Genomic DNA, 22906 nt, shown 5'->3' with positions numbered 1-22906 from the left:
GGTCTCAAGAGAGGGCACGGCAAGACCGCCCGCGCCGGCGGCGGGTCAGTGCGCTCAAGGTGCTCAGGCCCAGCAGCAACCATGAGGCATTCCCTCCCGTGGCCGAGCAGCCACTGCCCAGCAGGGCGAGGTCCGCGCCGGTGACGCGGAAGCTCCGCATGGCCGGGGTCTCGTCCACGTTGCCCGCGGCATCCCGGGCCCGCACCAACAGGGTGTACGCCCCCTCGGCCAGTGAGTTGAACGTGACAGGCGATGGGCACGGGGTGAAGCCCGCATCGTTCAGGTTGCACTCGTAGGTGACGCCCGGCTCCGTCGCGCTGAACTCGAATGTCGCGGTGGTCTGCCGGGTGAAGCCCGAGGGACCGGAGACGATGGTGGTGTCCGGCGGAGTGGTGTCCACCGTGAAGGTGTTGATCGCGCTCCGGAGGCTGCGTGCCGCCAGCACCTCCGAGACGGCCTGCACGGTATGCGGGCCATCGGACAGCTCCGTGGTCGGGGTGAAGGTGTAGTTGCCGCTGGCGTCGGATGTCGTCCTGCCAGCCTCGGTGCCGTCGATGTAGAGGATCACCTCGATCGCAGCCCCCGCCGGCAGCGCCTGGCCGGTGATGGTGGGACGGCGGTTGCTGGTGACGCTGCCGTTGGGCGGCGTGATGATCGTGGGGGGCTCGGGCACGACGAAGCCGCCCGGCTGCACGTTGGAGGTTCCGTTGATGCCAGGCTGGGCTCCGTAGGCGGGTTCCGCGGGAGCCTGCTGAACGCCGGACGCGGAGCCGGTGGCGATGATGGCGCAGGTTCCTCCCGCCGACTGGAACAGCACCCGCCCCCCGCCGCCGCCGCCACCAGGCCCCACCCCGATGGAGTTCACGTTCCCACCGAGCCCGCCCGTGGCGGAAATCCCCGCGCAATCCGCCGTCCTGACGAAGCGCAGGTACACGGAGCCACCCGCACCACCGCCGCTGCCTCCATCCGAGGCAGCGGCGCCGGCCAGGCCACCCGAGGCGGAGATGACGCCCGAGCCCGTGAGCTGGTCGGCCCGGATGAAGATGGCGCCGCCTCCACGCCCTCCCGGCACGCCCGTGCCGTCGGAGCCATGACCAGCCCCGCCGCCTCCACCGAAGGTCAGCTGGGTCAGCTCAGGGTATGTGAGCGCCGTGCCTCCCAGCCCGCCCACGTTCCCACCGTCGGTCGCGCGCCCTCCTTGTCCGCCCGCACCACCATGTCCTCCGCCTCCACCGCCCGACTTGAAGCAGACGCCTCCGCCCGCGCCATTGGCCACGTTGCCACGCCCGGTCTGGGTGGCGCCGTAACGCGTATTGGCGATGCCCTCACCCTTCTGCGCGCCCGAGGGCGCCGGTTGGTCCAGTGCCGACGGTCCCGAGCAGCCCGTGGAGCCGCCGGTATCATTCACATACTGTCCCCCGCGAAACCCGAGGGCACTGGCGTTGATCACCCCGCTGTTGCTCACGGTGCCATTGGCCAGGAACGCGACGATGCCTCCCGTGCTCCCATCCCAGGCTGGAGCCGTGATGCCCCGGCCCGCGGCGATGGTGACGTTGGTGTACTCGGGCACCCGGATGACTTGCGTCACGTTCGCCGCGTAGTCGTGGACGAGGGGAGCCGTCAGCTCCAGCGTCGTCGCCGTCACCGAGCCCACCCGTGCGAACTCCCAACGGCCCACCGGACGGGTACTGAGGTCCACCGCATCGGGTGTCCCCGAGGCGGGCACAGACGTGAGGCCCGTCGTCTGGTGCACGAGCACCAGGTCATCCTCGGCGAAGCAGGAGACCTCCCCGGTGCACGCTCCGATAGTGATGGAGGTGCTGCCCGCCGCGAGTGCAGCCGTCACGGGCGCATAGCTGTTGATGACGGTGTTGAGCCCCGCCACCACGAACGGTCCGTTACGCCCCGAGCCCACGCCGAACGTGTCCACATCGGCCAGGGCCGCACTCGAGCCGAGGGCCAGCGCGCACAGCGCGGCCGCGAGCCATGTCTTCATGAATGGAGTCTTCATTCGTTCCCGGGGGTGACGATGGTGAACGCCACGCGGCGGTTGGCCGCGCGGCCCTTGGCGGTCTTGTTGGTCAGCAGGGGCCGATCCGGCCCGAAGCCCTGCGCCTCCAGGCGCGAGGCCTCCACGCCCTTCTTCACGAGGTAGTCCTTCACCGACTGCGCCCGCGCCAGCGACAGCCTGCGGTTGACGCCCGGGTCACCGATGTTATCGGAGTGGCCCTCGATGTTGATCTTCTCGATCTCCGGGTGCTGTTTGATGACCCAGGCGAGCTGGTCCAGCATCCGGAAGGAGCGCCTCTGGATGATGGCCTTGCCGGTGGCGAAGAACACCGCCTGTTTGATCTCCAGGCTGCCCTTCTGGATGGCCACGAGCTGCTCTTCCTTCGCCGGGCAGCCATGGTTGGCGACCTCGCCCTTCTCCTTGGGGCAGTTGTCCAGGTGATCCGCCACGCTGTCACCGTCGTTGTCCCTCGCCGGGCAGCCGCGCAGCTCCACCAGTCCCGCCTCCGTGGGGCAGTTGTCCCGGTCATCCACCACGCCGTCCCCATCCGTGTCCTTCACCGGGCAGCCCTGACGCGCGGCCGGGCCTGCCTCGCGGGGGCACTTGTCCACGGCGTCCAGCACGCCATCTCCGTCCCGGTCCTTCGTCGGGCAGCCCCCGTTGTCGGCCGAGCCCGCGTCCTGGGGGCACTTGTCCGCGGTGTCCACCACGCCATCGCCGTCCGAGTCCTTCCCCTTCACCACGTCCGCGCAGCCCTGGTTCTCGGCCGGGCCCGCCTCGTTGGGGCACCGGTCCGCCGAGTCCACGATGCCGTCCCCATCCGTGTCCTTCACCGGGCAGCCCTGGCTCGCGGCCGGGCCCGCCTCGTTGGGGCACTTGTCCTGGTCATTGCTCACGCCGTCGCCGTCGTCATCCCGCGCGGTGAGGGGCTCCTCGGTCTCGGTGCCTCCCAGCGCCACGCCGAGCAGCACGCGGAAGACCGGCGTGCCCGGCGTGTCTCCGAATCCAGGCCCTCCCAGCGCGTAGACCTCGCCCAGTTTCCCCAGCGGCATCCGGAGGCCGGCGAGCAGCTCCAGCGAGCCCGGCTGGCGGGTGAGGGGCACGGCGCCTCGCACGTTGAGCTCTCCGCGCAGCCCGCTGCCCGTGGTGGCCAGCACCGCGCCCAGGCGCACCTCGTTGCCCACCTCGTCCTGGACGTTCTCGTCCGAGATGAGCGTGGCGGTGGGCCGCACCAGCACGCCCGCCTCCACACCGGCACGCAGAATGCCGAAGCGCCGGCCCGCCATCACCTTCGGCGTGAAGCGGAACGAGGTGTCTCGCGCGAGCGCCTCCGCGCTGCCCACGGGAAGGCCCACGCCCAGCTCGACGGCCAGGTCCAACGGGTTCTCCCGCCGCTGCGAGAGCAGTCCCACCCGCACGTACGCCGAGGGCGTGGACAGTCCCGTCGTCGCCGGCGCCGCGAGGCCCTGGCCGCTGAGGTCATCCCCGCTCTGCCACACCACCATGGGCAACTGGGCGCCGAGCTCCAGCCACCGCAGCGGAGCCCAGGCCGCCAGCAGGTGCGCCGTGGCCCGGTGCCCCACCAGCGCGCCCACGGGGCTGCCGTCCGCGTACAACACCAGTGGATCCTTCTCGTAATGCCCCAGCAACGAGAGGCGGAAGCCGCCCGCGGGCAGCAGCTCACCGGTTCCCATCACCAGCGAGCCCCGGGCATTGGGGTTCAACTCCAGACGCTCCAGCTCGAACCCCGGCACGCCCGCGGGTTGGGCGAACGCGGCCGAGGCGAGCAACAAGGTTGCGACGGCGGATAGACGCACGTGGCTCATGCTCCCTCCGTATCAACTTCTTGTGGCCCGCTGGCAATGAAACGTCGACAGCCTGGTTTCCGGGCCCGGAGGTGCCTGCTCAGAACTTCACGCCGATAGAGGAGCGCAGTTGTGTGTCCAACCGCGACACTGTAGCGGGCGGGGCCGCGTCGTACGTGAGGACGAGGCCCATGCTGAAAACGAAGCGTTCGTTGGGCTCCACCGTCAACAGGGTCTCGTTGAGCACCCGCACGTCCGACCACTGCGTCAGCCGTGGCTGCACGTACAGCGTCTCCACAAGATTCATGTTCTTCATCAATTCCACCCGGCCCATCACGTAGCTGCTCAGCCGGGGATCCAACCGCTCCTGGCCCGCGTCGGGCTCGCCGTCGTTTCGCAATTGCTCGTACTCCAGCATCCCCGCCACGCCGAGGATGAGCGACGCCCCCTCCGTGCTCCACAGCGTGAAGCGCGGCCCCGCGCCCACCAGTCCCCGCAGCCTCAGCCGCCGGAAGGCATCCAGCTCGTGCTGGAGGAACGTCTCTCCCGCCAGCCACTCCGTGAAGCGGTAGCGGTAGCGCGCGTGCTCCAGGAACCGGTTGGAGATGAGTGTGTCCTGGGCATGGCCGTACTCGCCCCGCACCACCCCCAGCAGCGTGTGCTTCTCCGAGCGCCACTGGCCCAGCACCGACCCGCGCACCACCAGCATCTCCGTGCTGCCCGTGCGCCATTCCAGCGACAGCTCCGCGCCCCCCGACACCCCCATGGGCGACGCCGCCTCGTCGAAGAGCGCCTGCACGTTGACGATCTGCGCCGCCGCCTCCACGGACGTCAGCAGCACCAGCGCGAGCAGCCACGGGCCCACCGTCCAGCACAGGACCCGGCGCCCGCTCGCCTGCCTGGGGATCAAGGAAATGAAGTCTTCCGTCATTTATTTTGAGCTCAAACTAGTTTAAGGGACTGGGGAGTGCCAGCGGGAAAGGCACCGTACCGGGAACCCACGATGCTTCGACACCTCGCCCTCACACTGCTGCTCCTGTTGGCCCCGTCCACCGGGCTCGCGCTCGGCTCCGTTCTCAACGAGGGGCTGGGGGAGCCCCCCGCGGAGGTGGATCGCCGCACCCCGGCGGCCACGGTGGCGGGCTTCCTGGATGCGACGCACGCGCGGGACAGCGCCCGCATGCCGCACTACCTGTGGCTGTCGCACCTGCCCAAGGAGAAGCAGCGGGAGGAAGGAGAGCGGCTCGCGCTGCGGTTGATGTTCGTGCTGGATCGCACGCTGTGGTTCGACTTCTCGCGCATCAGCCACGAGCCGCAGGGAGACGCGGCGGACGCGCTCCATGACACGCTGGGGCGGGTGGCGCTCGGCCGGGGCGAGCGGGAGATCCGGTTGCGCAAGGTGAACGGACCGGGGGGCGAGCCCGTCTGGGTCTTCAGCGAGGACACGGTGCGGGCCATCGACGCGCTGTTCGAGGAGCACGGCTCGCGGCTGCAGGAGTCGCTCCCGGCCTTCCTGCTCATGCGGCCGTTCTGGGTGCTGGAGGTGTGGCAGTGGCTGGGGCTCGTGCTGGGGGGAGCGGCCGCCGCGGCGGCGAGCCGGCTGCTGGAGAAGCTGGGCCTGCGGGTGGGCGCACGTGCCGTGCGCCTGACGAGCTCCGGCTGGGATGATCAGGTGTTCTCGGCGGGCGAGGGCCCACTGCGCTTCACCCTGCTGGCGGTGATGGCCGCGCTGGGCTCGCGGGTGCTGCTGCTGCCCCCGCCGGCGCAGCACGCGGTGGATCTGGCGGCCCGCTCGTTGGCCATCGTGTCGGTGGCGTGGTTCATCCTGCGCTTCCTCAAGCTGTCCGCGCACTTCCTCGAGCAGAAGGTGGTCAGCAACTCCGGCGCGGACGTGGGGCGGGTGAGGGGGCTGCGCACCCAGCTCGTGGTGATGCGCCGTATCATCGAGGCGGCCACGTATTTCATCGCCATCTCGCTGCTGCTGTTGCAGTTCGAGGCGGTGCGCAACGTGGGCGTGTCGCTACTGGCCTCGGCCGGTATCGCGGGCCTCGTCATCGGCCTGGCGGCGCAGAAGTCCATCTCCACGCTGCTGGCCGGCATCCAGCTCTCCATCACCCAGCCGGTGCGCATCGGCGACACCGTGATTGTCGAGAACGAGTGGGGGTGGATTGAAGAAATCACCCTCACCTACGTGGTGGTGAAGGTGTGGGATCTGCGGCGTTTGGTGGTGCCGATGAGCCACTTCCTCGACAAGCCGTTCCAGAACTGGAGCAAGGTGTCACCGGAGATTCTGGGCACGGTGGAGCTGTACGCGGACTACAAGACGGACGTGGCCGCGGTGCGGGTCGAGCTGGCGCGCATCCTCCAGAACGAGGGCCGCGAGCTGTGGGACGGCAAGGTGCAGGGCGTGCAGGTGACGGCATGCACCGAGCGGGCGATGATGTTGCGCGCGCTGGTGAGCGCCGTGGATTCGGGCAAGGCATGGGACCTGCGCTGCCTGGTGCGCGAGAAGCTCATCGCCTTCCTGCAGCGCCAGACGCACGGTCTGCCGATGCTGCGGACCGAGGCCAGCCTCGCCCCGGACTCGGCCATGCCGCTCGTGGGGCCGCTGCCCGCGGGGAAGCCCGGGGAGAACGTGGTGGTGCCGCCGGGCAAGCGGGCCGGGTAGTTCCCCGAGGGTTGCCCCGAGCCGCCGCTCCTCGCGGTATGACTCGGGGACTGTCCGCGCATGAGTGGAGGAGGGTGCTGCGTGTTCCAGCTCGAACAGGTGTCCAAGCGATTCGGCGGCACACAGGCGCTGTGCCCGTTGGACCTGCATGTGCCCGAAGGGCGCACCACCGTCCTGCTCGGCCCGAGCGGCTGTGGCAAGTCCACGCTCCTGCGCCTGATGAACGGGCTGATCCGGCCCGACTCCGGCCGCGTCCTCTTCCGGGGGCAGCCCCTGCGCGACGAGGAGCTGCTCACCGTCCGCCAGCGGATGGGCTACGCGCTCCAGGGCGGTGGGCTCTTCCCTCACCTCACCGCCGAGGGCAATGCCACCCTCATGGCCCGCTACCTGAAGTGGCCCTCGGAGCGTGTCCACACCCGGCTGCGCGAGCTCGTCGAGCTCACCCGGTTTCCGCCCGATGCCCTCGGCCGCTACCCCGGCCAGCTCTCCGGGGGACAGCGCCAGCGCGTCAGCCTCATGCGTGCGTTGATGCTCGACCCGGACGTGCTCCTGCTCGACGAGCCGCTCGGTGCGTTGGACCCGATGATCCGCTACGAACTGCAGGGAGACCTGCGCGACATCTTCTCCCGGCTCGGCAAGACGGTGGTGCTCGTCACCCACGACCTCGGGGAGGGCGCCTTCCTCGGCGACCAGGTGGTGCTGATGCGCGAGGGACGCATCGTCCAGCAGGGCCCGCTCGCCGAGCTGGAGCGCGCTCCCGCGGACCCCTTCGTCACCCGCTTCTTCCAGGCGCAGCGTCTGCCTTTCTCGGGGAGCCCGTCATGAGGGCGCTCCTCGCCGGCGTCTGGCTCGTGCTCGCCGCGTGCTCCGGTGCGCCTCCGGAGGATGCTCCCGTGCGCGTGGGCTCCAAGAAGTTCACCGAGTCCGTCATCCTCGGTGACATGGTGACGCAGCTGGCGCGGAGCACCGGCGCGCGGGCCGAGCACCGGCGCGAGCTCGGCGGTACCCAGGTGCTCTGGCAGGCCCTGCGGCGCGGGGAGATCGACGTCTACCCGGAGTACACGGGCACCCTGCGCCAGGAGATCTTCGCCGGCCGGGCGTTGCCCGATGACACGTCCTTGCGCGAGGCGCTCGCGGCCGAGGGCCTGCGCATGAGCGCGTCCCTGGGTTTCAACAACACCTATGCGCTGGGCATGAAGGAGGCGGAGGCCGAGCGGCTGGGCATCCGGACGCTCTCGGAGCTGCGCGAGCACCCGGAGCTGCGCTTCGGTTTCAGCAACGAGTTCATGAACCGTGGCGATGGCTGGCCCGCCTTGCGCTCCCGCTACGCGCTGCCCCAGCGGGACGTGCGCGGGCTCGACCATGACCTGGCCTACCGGGGCCTGGAGAGTGGGGCCATCCAGGTGACGGACCTGTACTCCACGGATGCGGAGATCTCGTACTACGGCCTGCGTGTCCTCGAGGATGATCTGCGCCACTTCCCCGCGTACGACGCGGTGCTGCTCTACCGGGAGGACCTGGCCGGGCGGGCCCCGGAGGTGGTGCCGGCGCTCGGGCGGCTGGAGGGCCGCATCTCGGAGCCGGAGATGGTGGAGCTCAACGCGCGGGCGAAGCTCCAGCGGGTGCCCGAGCGCCGGGTCGCGGCCGCGTTCCTGGAGCGCGAGCTGGGGCTCACGGTGACGGTGCGCGGCGACAGCCTGGGGGCGAGCCTGTGGCGCCACACGCGCGAGCACCTGTTCCTCGTGGGGCTGTCACTGATGGCGGCCATCGCCGTGGCGGTGCCGCTGGGCGTGCTGGTGGCGCGCAGGCCGAGGCTGGGGCAGGGCGTGCTCGCGCTGGCCGGCATCATCCAGACGGTGCCCTCGCTGGCGCTGCTGGTGTTCATGATTCCGTTGCTGGGTATTGGTGCGCGGCCCGCCATCGTGGCGCTGTTCCTCTACAGCCTGCTGCCCATCCTCCGGAACACCGCGGCCGGGCTCACCGGGATCGCTCCCGAGGTTCGCGAGTCCGCCGAGGCGCTCGGGTTGCCGCCGGGGGCGCGGCTGCGGCTGGTGGAGCTGCCCATGGCCGCACCGTCGATCCTCGCGGGCATCCAGACGTCCGCAGTCATCAACGTGGGCACCGCCACGCTGGGGGCCCTCATCGGCGCCGGGGGCTATGGTCAGCCCATCCTCACCGGCATCCGGCTGGATGACACCTCGCTCATCCTCCAGGGCGCCGTGCCCGCGGCAGTGCTCGCGTTGCTCGTCAGTGGCCTGTTCGAGCTCGTCGAGCGGCTCGTGGTGCCCCGGGGGCTGCGTCTTTGAACCCTTTTAAAACCCTTTCAGACAACGTGGCTACGTCCCCTCGCCCTCCGGGAGAGGGTCAGGGTGAGGGTGCCACGAATCTCGGGTTGAACCCCCTGTCCACAATGGTGGGCCACGGGTTGAAGAACAGGGACTGATACCCTCACCCCGTCCCTCTCCCGAGGGGAGAGGGGAAATGGTCGCGGCTGCCTCAGGCGGCGCGCCGGGTCCGCTGCCGCCGGGCCGCCATCACCGCCAGCACCAGCACCAACAATGGCACTCCCAGCACCACCGGCCACAGCCAGAGTGGCGGCGCCGCCTGCACCACCGCTCGCAACTCCCCTCCCTTACCCGCCTCGTCCAGCAGGTCCACCAGGCTGTACTTCCACTCCACCGTGTCCTTCTTCTCGTTGAGCGTGCCGTTCGTCTCCGAAACCGTCTGGCCGTGCACCCGGACCACGTAGAAGTGGTTGCCCATCAGCGCCCGAGCCATCTGCATCCCGAAGTCCTTGGCCGCCTGCTCCGAGGGATTGCTCGCGCCGTCCGTGGAACCGGGCGCGTTCTTCGGCTCGCCGAAGCGCTGGACGAAGACGTACTCGCCGAACCCGCGGCTTTCGATCTGGAAGGTCAGGTCCGCCTTGCCCTTGCCCTGCTTCGCCTGCTTCGCCGTGCTGCTCAGCTCCATCGCCCGTTTCTGTAGCTCGCCCAGCCGGGTGGCGTCCTTCACCGTCAGGTCGTACACGATGTGCTGCTGCCCGTTCTCCTCGTACTCCCGGAACTCGAACTTCGTCACGTCCGCGTCTTTCTTCAGCTCGGCTTCGGCGGCCCGGGCGTCCGCGCGCAGCCCCTCGAGCGGGTCCTTCCCCTGCGTCCGCGCCAGGTCGAGGAACGTCTTCGGCAGGCCCACGTCGAGCACCACGCGTCCCGAACCATCGGGGAGGATCCAGATCTCCTGGAGCAGATCGAAGCAGCCGGTGAGCGTGAGCAGCACCAGCGGGGCGAGCAGCCACCGGAGGCGCGGGGAAGGTCGGTCGGTCGGGGAGGTCATGGCACCCATGGCCCCCTATCTATCACCTTGCCTCAGGTCTCGGACCTGAGCGCGGCATGGGCCGCCGCCAGACGCGCGATGGGCACCCGGAAGGGCGAGCACGATACGTAGTCCAGCCCAAGGCGGTGGCAGAAGGCGATCGTCCTCGGGTCTCCACCGTGCTCGCCGCAGATGCCGATGTTCAGCTCCGGCCTCGCCCCCCGCCCCAGCTTCACCGCCAGCTCCATCAGCGAGCCCACGCCCCGCTGATCGAGCGTGGCGAAGGGGTTCTCCGGGAGGATGCGCTTTTGCAGGTACTCGCTGAGGAAGCCCGTCTCCGCGTCGTCCCGCGAGATGCCGTAGGTGGTCTGGGTGAGGTCGTTCGTCCCGAAGGAGAAGAACTCCGCGTCCTCGGCGATCTGGTCCGCCGTGAGCGCCGCCCGGGGAATCTCGATCATCGTCCCGAGCTGGTACGCCACCTTCACGCCCTGCTCCTTCATCACCGCGTGGGCCTCGGCCTCGAGCAACTCCTTCTCCACGCGCAGCTCGTTGCTGTGCGCGATGAGCGGAATCATCACCTTGGGGAAGACGCGCACGCCGTCCCGGGTGCACTGGCAGGCCGCCTCGAAGATGGCCCGCACCTGCATGCGGACGAGCGCCGGCAGGTGGATGCCCAGCCTCACTCCACGCAGGCCCAGCATGGGGTTGGCCTCGCGCATCGACTCCACCGCCTCCAGCAGGCGCCGTTTGCTGGCGAGCCGCTCCTCCAGTCCCTCCGCCTCGGGCTTGCCCTTCAGCAGCTCCAGCCGCGTCTCCAGCTCGGTGACGTCGTGCAGCAGCCCGTCGTGGTTGGGGAGGAACTCGTGCAGGGGCGGGTCGATGAGGCGGATGGTGACGGGCTGCCCATCCATCGTCCGGAACAGTCCGAGGAAGTCCTCGCGCTGGAAGGGGAGCAACGCCGCGAGGGCCTCGTCCCGCTCCGCGTCGCTCCGGGCCAGAATCATCCGCTGCACGTGCGGCAGGCGGTCCGTCTCGAAGAACATGTGCTCGGTGCGGCACAGGCCGATGCCCTCGGCTCCGAGCTCCAAGGCCTTCCCCGCGTCACGCGGGTAATCCGCGTTCGCGTACACGCCCAGCTCGCGGAAGCCATCCGCCCACCGCAGCAGCTCGAGGATGTACTCGTCCTTCAAGTCCGGGATGACCGTCTCCAGTCTGCCCACGAAGAGCTCGCCGGTGGTGCCGTCGATGGAGACGGTCTCCCCCTCGCGGATGAGGCGCCCGGCGATGGTGAGCTGCCGCTGCTCGCAGTCCACCTCCATGGCCGAGACGCCCACCACCGCGGGTTTGCCGAACTGCCTCGCCACCAGCGCGGCGTGGCTGGTGCGCCCACCCCGGCTGGTGAGGATGCCCTGCGCCGCCAGCATGCCGTGCACGTCGTCCGGCTTCGTCTCGGGACGCACCATGATGACGGCCTTCTTCTCCTCCCTGCTCCAACGCTCGGCGGTGTCGGCGTCCAGGGCCACCACGCCACTGGCCGCGCCCGGCGACACGTTCAGCCCGGTGGCCAGCAGGTCCCCCCGCTCCCTTGCCGCCTGCTTGTCCGCCGGGGCGAACTGGGGGTGCAGGAAGAAGTCGATCTGCTCCGGCTTCACCCGCAGCACGGCCTCCTGGCGGGTGATGCGCTTCTCCCGGGCCAGCTCCACCGCGATGCGCACCGCCGCCTGCGCCGTGCGCTTGGCATCCCGCGTCTGCAGCATCCACAGCTTGCCCTGCTCGATGGTGAATTCGACGTCCTGCACGTCACGGAAGTGCCGCTCGAGCTTCTCGCAGTACCGCTCCAACCGGGCGTAGAGCTTCGGGTGCAGCTCCTTCAGGGCGGAGATGCGCAGCGTGGGGCGCGTGCCCGACACCACGTCCTCGCCCTGGGCGTTGGAGAGGTAGTCCCCCTCCATCTCCCGCTCGCCGGTGGACACGTTGCGCGTCGTCACCACGCCGGTGCCCGAGCCCTCGCCCCGGTTGCCGAACACCATGGTGACGATGTTGACGGCCGTGCCCAGGTCATGCGCGATGCCGGCCGCGTTGCGGTAGTCCACCGCGCGCTTGCCATTCCAACTGCGGAACACCGCCTCGGTGGCCAGCCGCAACTGCTCGATGGGCTCCTGGGGAAAGTCGCGTCCCGTCTTCTCGCGGATGATGCGCTGGAAGGCCTGGGTGATGGCCTTCAGGTCCTCGGCGGGCAGTGCCGCGTCGTTCTCCAGGCCCCGCTGGCGCCGGTACTCCTCCAGCACGTGCTCGAAGGGCTCGTGGGGCAGGCCCAGCACCACCGTGCCGAACATCTGCACCAGCCGACGGTAGGCGTCATAGGCGAAGCGCGCATCCCCCGTCTCGGCGGCGAGGCCCTCCACCACGCTGTCGTTCAGCCCGAGGTTGAGAATGGTGTCCATCATCCCCGGCATGGAGAAGCGCGCGCCGGAGCGGCAGGACACGAGCAGGGCGTTCTCCGGATCTCCGAACGAGCGGCCCGCCCGCTTCTCCAGCTTGCGCAGCGCCGCGAGCTCCTGCTCCCAGAGGCCCTCGGGGAATCGGTTGCCCGTGGCGAGGAAGGCGTTGCAGGCCCGGGTGCTGACGATGAAGCCGGGCGGCACGGGCAGCCCGATGCGGGTCATCTCGGCGAGGTTGGCTCCCTTGCCGCCCAGCAACTCCTTCATGTCGCCGCGGCCCTCGTCGAAGAGGTACACCCACTTCTCCCGCGAGGCCTTGGAGGCCTTGGAGACGTGGGGACGCTTGGGCGCACGGGCCAGCCTGGGCTCGGGGCGGGCTCGGCGGCGGTTCTTGGAGGGCGGAGTCTTCCGGGCGCGGCGGGGCATGGTGTGCAACTCCGTGAGAAGGCGTGGAAACCACGCAACGGGAGTCGCGGCCCCCGTCCTCCAAACTGGGGGCGCGCCGTCCGAGGGTGCAAGGGCTGCCTGCTCCCTCGGAACCTGGGGCTCCCACTACTTGCCCTTGGCGTAGTCCCGGCTGGCGATGACGCCCTGCACCTCGGCCAGCGCGCGAGCTCCCGAGGCCGACTCCAGCGCCTTCTCGGCGATGGCCTGCACCTGACGCTTGGCCTCGTTCAGCTCCGTCTGCAGCGAGAGGATGGCCTGCGACTGCCTGGCGTTGGTCTCCTTCAGGGAGGCGATCTCCATGCTGGCCACGCGCTGCGCCGTCTCGGCGTCCTTCTGCGCCAGCGTGAACTTCAGCTCCCAGTCGGACTTCACCTGGTTGCTCGCGATGGCCGCCGCCGCGCCCGTCTCCCTCTTCAGCACCGACGGGAAGTCCGCCACCTGCTTGCGCAGCTCCTCCAGCTCCTTCTCGCGCAGCTTCAGCGCTTCCTCGCGCACCGCCCACTCCTTCTCCAGCTTCTCCTTGCGATCCCTCTCGGCGGCGGTCTGCACCCGCATCTGCTCGGCGAAGGCGTCCTGCTCCTTCTTGCGCGAGAGCACGATGCCGTAGGTGTATTCCTCCTCGGCCCGCTTGCGCGCCACCTCCATCAGGTCCCGCTCCGTCGCCAGCTCCTGGGCGAACTTCGTGCGCGTGTCGGCGATCTCCTTCTGCAGCCGCTCCATCTCCGCCTCCAGCTCCTCCTTCTTCCGGTCGTACTCGGCCACCAGCACGTCGATGGCGCTCGCGGCGATGTCCTGGCCGTGCAGGGCCGTGAGCTCCTCCGTCTTGAGCTTGATGGCCTCGTCGAGCTGCTTGAGCTCCTCCACCAGCGCCATCACCTGCTCGTTGATGCCGGCCAGCGTGCGGTTGATGGTGAGGCCCGCCTCGGTGACCTTCTTCACCGCGGACTCCGCCGTGAGGCTGGAGACATCCGTCAGCACGCTCTTGGCGTGGGTGGTGCGCGCCTCCTGCTCCTTGGCCGAGACCACGGGCTTGTTGCGGTTCTTCCGGGCCAGCTCCTCGAAGGCGGCCTTGGTCTGCTCGGTGGTGCGGTTGCGGGAGGCCTTGCGGGCGGCGGTGCGAGTAGCCATGTGTGATGCTCCAGGTTGGGTCCGGGTCCTCTCAGGTAGGGCCCGGCCGTGGCGGTGGGAGTGCTCGGCCCCCTCTCGGGCGGCCATGCGTAAGAAATACCCAATGGGTCTGACATTCCCCGGGCTCCGGCGTGGCTCCGGAAGGGGGTTTTTCGCACCAGACCTGGGATGTCAGACCCACCCCTCCACGCAACCTGGCTGGTACGGTATGGACCGGCCTACGCGCGAGTGCGTGCAAGGAGGCTCGGATGCGGCTGCGGACATGGCTGGCGGTGGGCGCGGTGCTGGTGGCAGGAGCGGGTGGGGCGCGCTCCCGAGCCGTGCTTCGTGAAGAGGTCCGCGTGACGGTGGACGGTGTCGCCGAGCGCTGGCGGATCGAGTGGAGAGCTCCTCCCGAGCTCGCGTGCTTCGAGACGGAGGGCGTCTCGTGTCCCTGCGAGGGTTTCGCGCAGGGCGAGCGTGGCGAGTTGGAGCTCTTGCGCTCGCGTCCCGGCAGGCCCGTGGAGCGGCTCCCGCTCTCGCCTTTGTTCGGTCCTCCCGTGCAGGGCGAGGCGCGACCCCTGGCGATGTTGCGTGGGTGGGCACCCGCCGAGGGGGATGAGGCGCTTGCCCCCGGTGCGCGGCGCCAGGCGCTCCAGCGCCGCGAGCGCGTGCGGGCGATGGTGCTCGGGGACTACGACCATGATGGGCAGGCGCGCGAGTTCGTGCTGCAGACGCAGGCCCACGGGTGCGGACTGCGGGAGGCGGTGCTCATCGGCGTCGACAGGCGAGATGGCCGTGTGCGCGCGCTGGGCACCGCCGAGCATCCCGATACGCCCCTCGTGCTGGAGCCGGAGACCTGGGCGATGCTGCGGGGCTCGGCGCGAATCGAGTCGGTCGAGACGCCGTGTGGGGACCACGGCAGCGAGCAGGAGCGGGTGCTGCGGGTGCTCGCCGACGAGAAGGGGCTGCACGCCACGAGCGAGCTCTACGCGTGCACCGACGCGGGACGCGGTGCCCTGGTTTCGAGCGAGGCGCTCTGAGCCGGGCACCGCGAGTCCCCTTCAGTCCTCGTCCTTGAGCAGGAAGTCGTTGTTGATGACCTTGAACGACAGCCTGCCGCCGAGCGTGGGCGAGTACCGCTCGGCGAGGGGGCGCACCACGATGCCCTCCTTGCGGTTGCGCGTGCCCGTGTAGAAGCCCTGGGCGAGCTTCAGGTAGTGCTCCAGGCCGTGCTCGAACGTCCGCGCGGCCTCGCCCGTGACGACGTGCTCCACCGGCACGGTGCGCAGCCCGTGCTCCGCGCAGAACGCGATGAGCTCGGCATGGCCGAGGTAGCACCCGCTCCGCGTGTCGTGGACGCTGAAGATGAACAGGTCCGCCTCGGTGAGGCCCAGGCGGTTCTTCTGGATGCCGGGGCCACACACCTCGCCCTGCACGGCGAAGCCGGGCGGGAGCACGGTGTCGAGCTTGTACTTCCCGGCCATGCGCCACGCCGGGTGCGAGGCCTCACGCGTCAGCGCCCAGTTGCGCGAGCACGCCACCAGCTCGCCCTCCAGCGGCCGGAAGAAGGTCGCGGAGGTCCCATCCAGCTTCGTCGTCACGTAGAAGTCATGGCCGCGCAGCTCGTCCAGCACGCCCAGCGTGGACTGCAGGCGGATTTCGTCCGTCCTGGGCACCTGTCCCGGGAAGGGCCCGGAGACCTCCCGCGTGTCGGTCACCACGGGCTCGTGCTTCACCACGCCGAGCACGTCACGCACGTCGGTGCCCTGGGGCGGCACCTCGCCGGGGAGGATGGAGACGGGCAGGGCGAGCCCCTGCGACAGCACGCCCCTCAGGCGCGCCGTCTTCACCCGGAAGCCCCGGGGCCGCATGAACTCCGCCCACGGCGCGCTCTCGGGCAGCAGGCTGTCGATCTCGAAGAAGACGCAGGGGTCGCCCGGGGCGAACTCGCCCTTCTTGACGACGACGTCCCAGCCCATCACCCGCGCCTTGAGGATGTTGTCGGCTCCCGAGATGGGCTCGAGGTGATCGACGCGCTGCACGGACACGAGCTTTCTCTCCATGACGGTGTCTCCGGATGGGGCGGGCGGAGTGCTCGTCCCGGGGGCCCGGACGCGGGGCCGACGTGCTTCCTGACCGGCCCGCGTCCAGGGGCTTCAGGGAACCTGGCTCAGCACGGCGTCGAGCGCCCGGTTGAAGCCCTGGGGGTCGTCCATCATGAGCCAGTGCGAGACGTCGGGTACGGTGGTGGTGACCACCCCGGGGATGCTGCGCGAGGCGGTGAAGGGGTTCTCCTCCGCGACCCCCTCGGCCTCGATGGCGAAGCGCGGCCCGGTGTAGCGGTCCAGTCCGGGGCGAGGCGAGAACGCGCCCATGGCGCGGCGCAGGTCGACGACGGTGGCGGGGTCCACACGGCCGGCCGAGGCCAGGACGTGCTCGCGCGTTCCGGGCCGGGCCTTGGGGCCGAGCATCTCCGCGAACTCCTCCTTCACCTGCGCGGGCCCGTAGCCTTCCGGGGGCTTGTTGAACCAGTCCTTCATCTCCTGGGGCGCCTGGCTCACGTCGCCCACCGCGTCGGCGTAGACGAGCGCGGCCAGCTTCTCCGGGTGGCGCGCGGCGTAGGCGGAGATGACGTTGCCGGACATGCTGTGGCCCACCAGCACGAAGCGCTCGAGGCCCAGCGCGCTCACCACGCGCTCCAGGTCCTCCGCGAGGGCTTCCATGCTGTAGACGCCGTCGCTCGCGGGCTGCGAGCCGCCGTGGCCTCGCTGGTCATACGCCACGGCCCGGCGCGAGGCCCGGACGTGGTCGAGCTGCGCGCGCCAGACCTCCAGGTCCGCCCCGAGTCCGTGGACGAAGACCACCGGCGTGCTGCCGCGCCCTCCATCGGAGACGCGGAGCTTGCCGGCTCCGCCCTCGACGGAGGTGAAGGTTTCCTGGCCCGATGGCGCGGCCGGGCGCGTCGTGGCGCATCCGAGCCAGGTGAGAACGAACAGACCGAGTGTCCAGCGTGGCATGGCGCTCCTCCTGAAGTGGGGCGCCAACATACCGGGCGGCGGTGACTCCCAGGCGTACGGTCCGTGTGGAATGGCTCAGAAGTTGATGTGGAAGGTGGAGGCGCCCAGTTGCTCGTCGTAGCGCACCACCTCCATGCGGAAGCTGGAGACGCCCGCGGCGTGGAAGGCGGTGGTGAGCGCGCCCCGCGTGAAGTGGGGCGGCTCTCCATGGGTTTCCGCCATCAGCAGGAACTCGGGGAGCGGCCGCATGACGAGCTCCCAGCCGCGCTGTCCGGGCAGCTCGCGCGCCGCGGCACCCATGAAGTTGTTCAACGTCCGCAGGTTGTGGGTCAGCCGCAGCAGCGTGCGCTCCGGTCCCACCGCCCGGGCGTGGGCGTTCATCGCCGCGCCCATTCGCGTCACGAGCGAGTGCTCCATGAACCGCCGCCCGAGCATGAACTCCGCCTTGGGCGCGGAGAGGTGCGGGTAGAGGACACTGGAGAGGACATGGATGGCGCCCGTCCACACCACGCCCGGCCAGGCCGCGCGCAGGGGCTCCCCAGGGGAGAGTCCCAGCCCGGCGAGCGCCTCCAGCGCCTGCGGCCCGAGCGTCCCGGCCCCGGCCATCAGGGTCTCCAGGGCCTGGCCGAACACCACGGGCTCGCGCCGGAGGGCGCGGTGGGGCTGGGAGGTCGTCCGGGTGTGGGGGGTGCTCCACGTGTTCAGGGTCTGGAGTTCCATGACGTCATGAAACACCCGGCTCATGTCGTCTCTTTTGCGTCTTCGTTAAGAAAGATTGAGGCTGGGGGGACCCCCGAGCCAGGAGTGGGAGAGGTGACCGTGAACAGCCAGGAACTCCGCCGTGCAGCCGATGTCCTCCGCTCCGCCGAGGCCCTCATCATTGGTGCGGGTGCCGGGATGGGCGTCGACTCGGGCCTGCCCGACTTCCGCGGCACCGAGGGCTTCTGGCGCGCCTACCCGGCCTACGCGAAGCTCGGGCTCGACTTCGCCTCCATGGCCAACCCCCAGTGGTTCCGGAAGGATCCCGAGTTCGCCTGGGGCTTCTACGGCCACCGGCTCGGGCTGTACCGCGCGACGAACCCCCACCCCGGCTTCGAGCTGCTGCGCTCCTGGGCCTCCCGCATGCGGCACGGCGCCTTCGTCTTCACCTCCAACGTCGACGGCCAGTTCCAGAAGGCGGGCTTCCCCGAGGACCGGGTCCTCGAGGTCCATGGTTCCATCCACCATGTGCAGTGCCTCGGTTCCTGTCAGGGGATTGCTTCCGCCGCTCCGTACTCGGTGGAGGTGGACCCGGAGAGTTTTCGTGCCCGGCCTCCCCTGCCCACGTGCCCGCGCTGCGGCTCGCTCGTGCGGCCCAACATCCTCATGTTCGGTGATTGGGGATGGGATTCCTCGCGCACCGAGTCCCAGGAGGAGCGGCTCTCGGCGTGGCTCGAGGCCGTGAAGCCCGGTTCGCTGGCCGTTGTCGAGTGTGGCGCGGGGACCGCCATTCCCTCCGTGCGTCACTTCTGCGAGCGCGTGACGGCCTCGGGGAACGGGACGCTGATTCGCATCAACGTGCGTGAGCCCGAGGTTCCCTCGGGGGGCATCAGTCTTCCCCTGCGTGCCCTGGAGGCACTGCGGGGGATTGAAGCGGAGATGGCGCGCGGGTGACGCGGCCGGGATTCAACCCGGGACCTCGATACCCTCACCCCGGCCCTCTCCCGGAGGGCGAGGGAGTGGGGGCGCGGATGGGAGCTCAGTTCAGCTCAGTGACGGGGCGGGGGTCGGGCTTTCGTCCACCCTGGGTGCTCCCACCGCCAGCCCCGCCGCGCTCAGCCGCACCAGGACGATCCACACCATGTCCGCCATCAGCAGGTGCACCAGCTGCATCCACACCGGCGCCAGCAGCAGCAGGTTCACCATCCCCGCCACCAGTTGCAGCGCGTAGAGCACGCCCAGTTGCGTCGCCGCCCGCTTCGTCTCCGGCGAGGGCCTCAGCCTCGCCACCGTCGCCGCCGAGAACACCACCAGCGCCCCCATCACCACCGCCAGCACCGGGTGCAGCACCCTCAGCCGCAGCAGCACGTGCGCCGTGGGCGAGATGTCCTGCCGGAATCCCTCCGCCAGGCTCGACGCCGGGAAGAGCGTGTCTCCCAGTGCAGCGATGGCCCCGCTCACCCCCAGCACCAGCAGGCCCACCAGGCTTCCACCCAGCAGCCACCCCGTCAGCCCCTGCTGTCGCCACGTCAGCCGCTCCCGGCCCTCCGCCCACCAGCACGTCAGTGCCATCGCCCCCACCAGCAGGAACGTGTTGATGAGGTGCGCCGCCATCCACCAGCCCCGCGCCAGCGACTCGTTGTCCGCCACCATCTTGAAGAGCACCAGCCCCGCACCCACCGCCGCCTCCGTCAGCATGAAGACGAGCGAGAAGACGGCCGCCTTCCGCACCGGGTGCCCCTTCGCGTGCGCCCTCAGCCCCCACACGCACAGCACCACCGCCAGTATCATCGCCAGCCCGCTCGTCAGCCGGTGCGTGTACTCGATGAGCGTCTGCAGCGTGGGCGCGCGCGGCACCACCTCGCCGTTGCACACCGGCCAGTGGTCTCCACACCCCGCTCCCGAGCCCGTGGCGCGCACGAACGCGCCCCACAGCACCACGGCCAGCGTGTAGACGAGGGTGGACCAGCTCAGGACTCGGAAGCCTCGGGAGGACACGGAAGCGCTCATCGTCGCTCCCCTCCCTAGCCCACTTCGTCTCTGGCCGCCGCCTCGCGAGCCTCCGCTCCGCACGTCTGGCTACTCGCCCGCTTCACCACCACCCATATCCAGCGGGTATCCGAATCCCCCTCGTCCCTTCCTGGATATGGCTGTGGATGTGCCTGCCCGCTCTCGGATGCCTCCTGGATGATTTCCAAACGGCTTCCAGGGGCTCGAAAACGTTGGCACGCCTCCTGCTACATGTCCGCTCGGTAACGATTTCGAGTTCGGGCGCCTTGGTGCCCGAAGCGCTCCGTGGGTCGGAGGCCCCCCCACTTCGGCCCACGAGCGCATCTTTTCACGGCTGTAGTCGTAGCCATGCACCGCGGGTCGGGTTCGCCCCCTGTCCTGGCCCGCGGTGTTCTTTTCACCCTTTTTTCACCCGGTAATCCGCAGCTTGTCCGCCCCCAGCACCGCTGGCAGCGAGCCGAAGGCGAGCGAGCGCTCGATGACGTTGCGCAGCTCCCGCACATTGCCGGGCCAGGAGTGCGCCACCAGCGCGGCCAGCGCGTCCGGACCCAGTTGGGGAGGCTCGCGCCCCTCGGGGCTGAGCTGGTTCACGAAGTGGCGCGCCAGGGCGATGATGTCCTCGCGCCGCTCGCGCAGCGGGGGCACACGCACGGGCACCACCTGCAGCCGGTAGTAGAGGTCCTCGCGGAAGCGGCCCTCGCGCACCAACTGTCCCAGGTCCCGGTGCGTAGCGGCGATGACGCGCACGTCCACCTGCACCGGCCGCGTCTCGCCCAGGGGGAAGATTTCCCCGTTCTCCAGGAAGCGCAGCAGCTTGGGTTGCACCTCGAGCGGCAGCTCTCCGATTTCGTCCAGGAAGAGCGTGCCCCCGTGGGCGGCGCGGATGACGCCCGGGTGGTCCGTGGCCGCGCCCGTGTAGGCGCCGCGCCGGTGGCCGAAGAGCTGGCCCTCGAAGAGCTCGCGCGGCACCGCGGCGCAGTTGAAGGCGACATAGGGCCGCTCGGCCCGGGCCGACAGTTGGTGGAGCGCGCGGGCCACCACCTCCTTGCCGCTGCCGGACTCGCCGGTGACGATGACGGTGGCGCGCGAGCCGCTCAACCCCGCCAGCTCCGTCTTCAGCTTGCGCATGGCGGGCGAGGCGGCGATGAAGCCGGGCACCTCGGGCGCGCTCTCGGGCTCGCGCAGCGGGGGCTCCGCGTGGGCGAAGCCGCGCAGCACGGCCACCTCCAGCGCGAAGCCCGACAGGCGCGCCAGGGCGCTGAGCAGGGCCCGTCCATCCGCGGGCAGCGGGCCCGTCACGCCCACGCGCAGCCGGCGGCCACAGCCGTCACCGAATTCCACCCACTCGTTGGCGGGCACGCCGGCCTCACCCAGCAGCGGCGTGGCGCGGCCTTGCGAGTCCAGCTCCTCCAGACGCGGGGCGCGGCCGGGGAAGAGCCCCTCGAGCACAGCCACCAGCTCGCGCTGGATGAGGGGGGCGCCCATGCCGCGCACGGCGAGCCGCTCGAAGGGCACCACCAGCGACTCGGCTCCCAGCCGGGGCGACACCTCCAGAGCGAGGGCTTCCTGCGCGGCGGGGGGGAGGTCCGCGCTGAAGTCCAGGGGCGGGGTGATGCCGTAGCGGCGCAGCTCCTCCTCACACTGGGCGAGCGACGTCTCGGTTCCCGCCTCTCCCAGGGCACGCGCCGTCAGGGCCAGCGTGCGGCGGGTGAGGGCGGCCTCGGGCAGATCTCCGGCGAGGGAGAAGGTGGCCAGCGAGGCCTCCAGCTTCTCGCGCGCCTCGCGCCAGCGGCCCTCGCGCACGAGCAGCAGACCCTCCTGGCGGTGCAGCAGCGCGGTGTGCCAGGCGGAGGGGAATTGCTCCAGCATGGAGCGGGCCCGGCGCAGGGCCGCGTGGGCCTCTGGCAGCTGGAACGCGGCGGCGCGCGTCCCCACCTCGCCAATGAGGGAGTCGCGCCGCAGGTAGGGCCAGCCACCCACCTCCAGCGCCCGGGCGTGGGCGGTGGCATAGCCCTCCGCGGCCCGCTGCACGTTGCCCTCGGCCCAGTCCGCCAGCGCCTCCGCGAAGCAGCCGTAGGCGCGGGTGAGGGGCTGCTGGACGGGGCCGTCATAACGGGAGATGCGCGCCGCCAGCTCGCGGATGTCCGCGTAGCGGCCGGTGAGGTACAGCAGGCGGGCTCGCTGTCCCACCAGGTGGTGCGGTGTCCAACGCAGCTCCTCCGTCACCGCCTCCGCCTGGTCCAGCACCGTCCCGGCCTCGGCGAAGCGGCCCAGGCGCATGAGGGCGTCCGCCTCCGCGCGCGCGGCGAAGACGAAGGAGAGGCCTCGGGGCAGCCGCCCGCTCCAGGCCACCTCGCGGGCACGGCGCACCAGGCCGAGCGCCTCGTCGGGCTCGCACGCCTCGTCCAGCCGGCGCTGGGCGAGGAAGCCGAGGTTGCGCGCCTCCAGGAAGGCATAGCCCACGCGTGCCGCGGCCTGCGCCGTTTCGCGGAAGCGCCGGGTGGCCAGCGAGGCCTCGCCCCGGAAGGCCGTCTCGTGGGCGACGCCGTCCGAGGCCAGCAGCCGCAGCGTCGGGTCCGCCACCCCCATCAGCGCCTCCTCCAGCCGCCCGTACTGGCGGATGATGAGCTCGGGGGTGCCCAGGTAGAAGGCCGCGGCGAGCTCCGCCACGCGCAGGTGGCAGCGCACCTCCCCGCTGGAGAAGACATGGGGGCCCAGCAGGGCCTCGGCGCGCGCCACGTGCACGTTCACCTTGCCCGCGTCGAAGATGCGGCCGTCCGGCGAGGCGAAGAGGTTGGCGGCCATGGCATGCACATGGGCGGCGGCGGCATCGGGCAGCGTGCCCGCCTCGGCCTCGTCCAGGTGGGGCAGCAGCACCGTGAAAGCGCGCCGCGCGTCCTCGAAGCCCCAGCGGTACACGTAGGCCAGTCCCGCCGCCGCCAGGGCGCGCGCGGCCGGGGTGCGCAGGGCCCCCGAGGTGAGCAGCCCCAGCAGCGTGTCCTCCGCGGCGTGCCAGTCGGCCCGTTGCAGCAGCGTCAGGCAGGGAGACAGCCGGGCACGCTCCTCGCGCGAGACGTCCTGCCGGAACAGGATGGAGGACGGGCGGGCAAGGGGAGGCAGGGCGGGCTGGCCGCCCTCGGCGAGCTGGCGCAGGGCCTCCATGACGCGGCCCCGGGGACGGCGGGCCTGCGCGGCGGCCTCCGGGAGCTCCCAGCGGTACACCGTGAGGGGGGTGACGCCGAGCTGCCGGGCGAACGCCGCCCGGCTCTGCTCTCCGCGCAACGCGCGAATCGCCTCGGGCCCCAATGCTTCTGCTTCATTCCTCGACACGGCCGTCCCCTTGCGGCCCCCCAACCGCCCTTTCTTCTTCGTTCATCTGGCGGGGA

Annotated in this window: 16 protein-coding genes; 5 read left to right on the top strand and 11 right to left on the bottom strand. The window is 70.5% G+C overall.

Annotation, left to right across the window (positions count from 1 at the left end):
* Positions 1–4: 4 nt before the first annotated feature.
* The 3 genes from BO221_RS57320 to BO221_RS12975 form a co-directional block, all read right to left on the bottom strand.
* A complete protein-coding gene (locus tag BO221_RS57320) occupies positions 5–1996 on the bottom strand; it encodes an Ig-like domain-containing protein (RefSeq protein ID WP_304528704.1) in 1992 nt (663 codons plus the stop codon).
* Between the two features lie 11 nt (positions 1997–2007).
* Positions 2008–3837, bottom strand: a complete 1830-nt coding sequence (locus tag BO221_RS12980) for an OmpA family protein (RefSeq protein ID WP_073560711.1) — start codon at positions 3835–3837, stop codon at positions 2008–2010.
* Between the two features lie 79 nt (positions 3838–3916).
* On the bottom strand, positions 3917–4747 hold the full coding sequence (locus BO221_RS12975; protein ID WP_083680988.1) for a YdiY family protein: 831 nt from the start codon (positions 4745–4747) through the stop codon (positions 3917–3919).
* A 72-nt stretch (positions 4748–4819) separates the two neighbouring features.
* On the opposite strand from BO221_RS12975, the gene BO221_RS12970 reads away from it, so the two are divergent.
* The 3 genes from BO221_RS12970 to BO221_RS12960 are packed head-to-tail and all read left to right on the top strand — an operon-like array spanning position 4820 to position 8790.
* Entirely contained in the window at positions 4820–6484 is a 1665-nt protein-coding gene (locus BO221_RS12970) for a mechanosensitive ion channel family protein (RefSeq protein ID WP_073560710.1), read from the top strand.
* A gap of 60 nt (positions 6485–6544) precedes the next feature.
* Entirely contained in the window at positions 6545–7309 is a 765-nt protein-coding gene (locus BO221_RS12965; protein WP_369864806.1) for an ATP-binding cassette domain-containing protein, read from the top strand.
* Positions 7306–8790 carry a glycine betaine ABC transporter substrate-binding protein gene (locus tag BO221_RS12960; RefSeq protein ID WP_073560708.1) on the top strand — a complete coding sequence of 495 codons (1485 nt, stop codon included), beginning with the start codon at positions 7306–7308 and terminating at the stop codon, positions 8788–8790. The genes BO221_RS12965 and BO221_RS12960 overlap by 4 nt, the downstream gene beginning before the upstream one ends.
* 190 nt (positions 8791–8980) lie before the next feature.
* On the opposite strand, the gene BO221_RS12955 is transcribed toward BO221_RS12960, so the two are convergent.
* The 3 genes from BO221_RS12955 to BO221_RS12945 all read right to left on the bottom strand — a co-directional run bounded on the left by BO221_RS12955 (position 8981) and on the right by BO221_RS12945 (position 13812).
* Positions 8981–9817 carry a hypothetical protein gene (locus BO221_RS12955; protein WP_073560843.1) on the bottom strand — a complete coding sequence of 279 codons (837 nt, stop codon included), beginning with the start codon at positions 9815–9817 and terminating at the stop codon, positions 8981–8983.
* Positions 9818–9849: 32 nt separating this feature from the next.
* Positions 9850–12663, bottom strand: coding sequence for a pyruvate, phosphate dikinase (gene ppdK / locus BO221_RS12950; protein ID WP_083680986.1), 2814 nt, complete (start codon positions 12661–12663; stop codon positions 9850–9852).
* Positions 12664–12789: 126 nt separating this feature from the next.
* A complete protein-coding gene (locus tag BO221_RS12945) occupies positions 12790–13812 on the bottom strand; it encodes a kinetoplast-associated protein (protein WP_073560707.1) in 1023 nt (340 codons plus the stop codon).
* Between the two features lie 248 nt (positions 13813–14060).
* Between BO221_RS12945 and BO221_RS12940 the strand changes: the two genes are divergently transcribed.
* Positions 14061–14834, top strand: coding sequence for a hypothetical protein (locus BO221_RS12940; protein ID WP_073560706.1), 774 nt, complete (start codon positions 14061–14063; stop codon positions 14832–14834).
* Between the two features lie 21 nt (positions 14835–14855).
* Here BO221_RS12940 and BO221_RS12935 read toward each other — a convergent pair whose 3' ends face one another.
* From BO221_RS12935 to BO221_RS12925, 3 genes are all read right to left on the bottom strand, one after another.
* Positions 14856–15857, bottom strand: coding sequence for an RNA ligase family protein (locus tag BO221_RS12935; protein ID WP_073560705.1), 1002 nt, complete (start codon positions 15855–15857; stop codon positions 14856–14858).
* 93 nt (positions 15858–15950) lie between these two features.
* Positions 15951–16811: an alpha/beta fold hydrolase gene (locus tag BO221_RS12930; RefSeq protein WP_158079834.1), complete on the bottom strand. Its 861-nt coding sequence runs from the start codon at positions 16809–16811 to the stop codon at positions 15951–15953.
* A gap of 75 nt (positions 16812–16886) precedes the next feature.
* A complete protein-coding gene (locus tag BO221_RS12925) occupies positions 16887–17555 on the bottom strand; it encodes a DUF2378 family protein (RefSeq protein ID WP_073560704.1) in 669 nt (222 codons plus the stop codon).
* Between the two features lie 69 nt (positions 17556–17624).
* Between BO221_RS12925 and BO221_RS12920 the strand changes: the two genes are divergently transcribed.
* Positions 17625–18464: a Sir2 family NAD-dependent protein deacetylase gene (locus BO221_RS12920; protein ID WP_233165945.1), complete on the top strand. Its 840-nt coding sequence runs from the start codon at positions 17625–17627 to the stop codon at positions 18462–18464.
* Positions 18465–18554: 90 nt separating this feature from the next.
* On the opposite strand, the gene BO221_RS12915 is transcribed toward BO221_RS12920, so the two are convergent.
* Positions 18555–19520 (bottom strand): COX15/CtaA family protein, encoded by a 966-nt coding sequence (locus tag BO221_RS12915; RefSeq protein WP_073560703.1) that lies wholly within the window; start codon positions 19518–19520, stop codon positions 18555–18557.
* A gap of 408 nt (positions 19521–19928) precedes the next feature.
* Positions 19929–22850 (bottom strand): sigma-54 dependent transcriptional regulator, encoded by a 2922-nt coding sequence (locus BO221_RS12910; protein WP_073560839.1) that lies wholly within the window; start codon positions 22848–22850, stop codon positions 19929–19931.
* Positions 22851–22906 lie beyond the last annotated feature (56 nt).

This window comes from Archangium sp. Cb G35 (assembly GCF_001896145.1).
GTDB classification, from domain to species: Bacteria; Myxococcota; Myxococcia; order Myxococcales; family Myxococcaceae; genus Archangium; species Archangium violaceum.
This window is presented reverse-complemented; position numbering and strand designations above follow the sequence as displayed.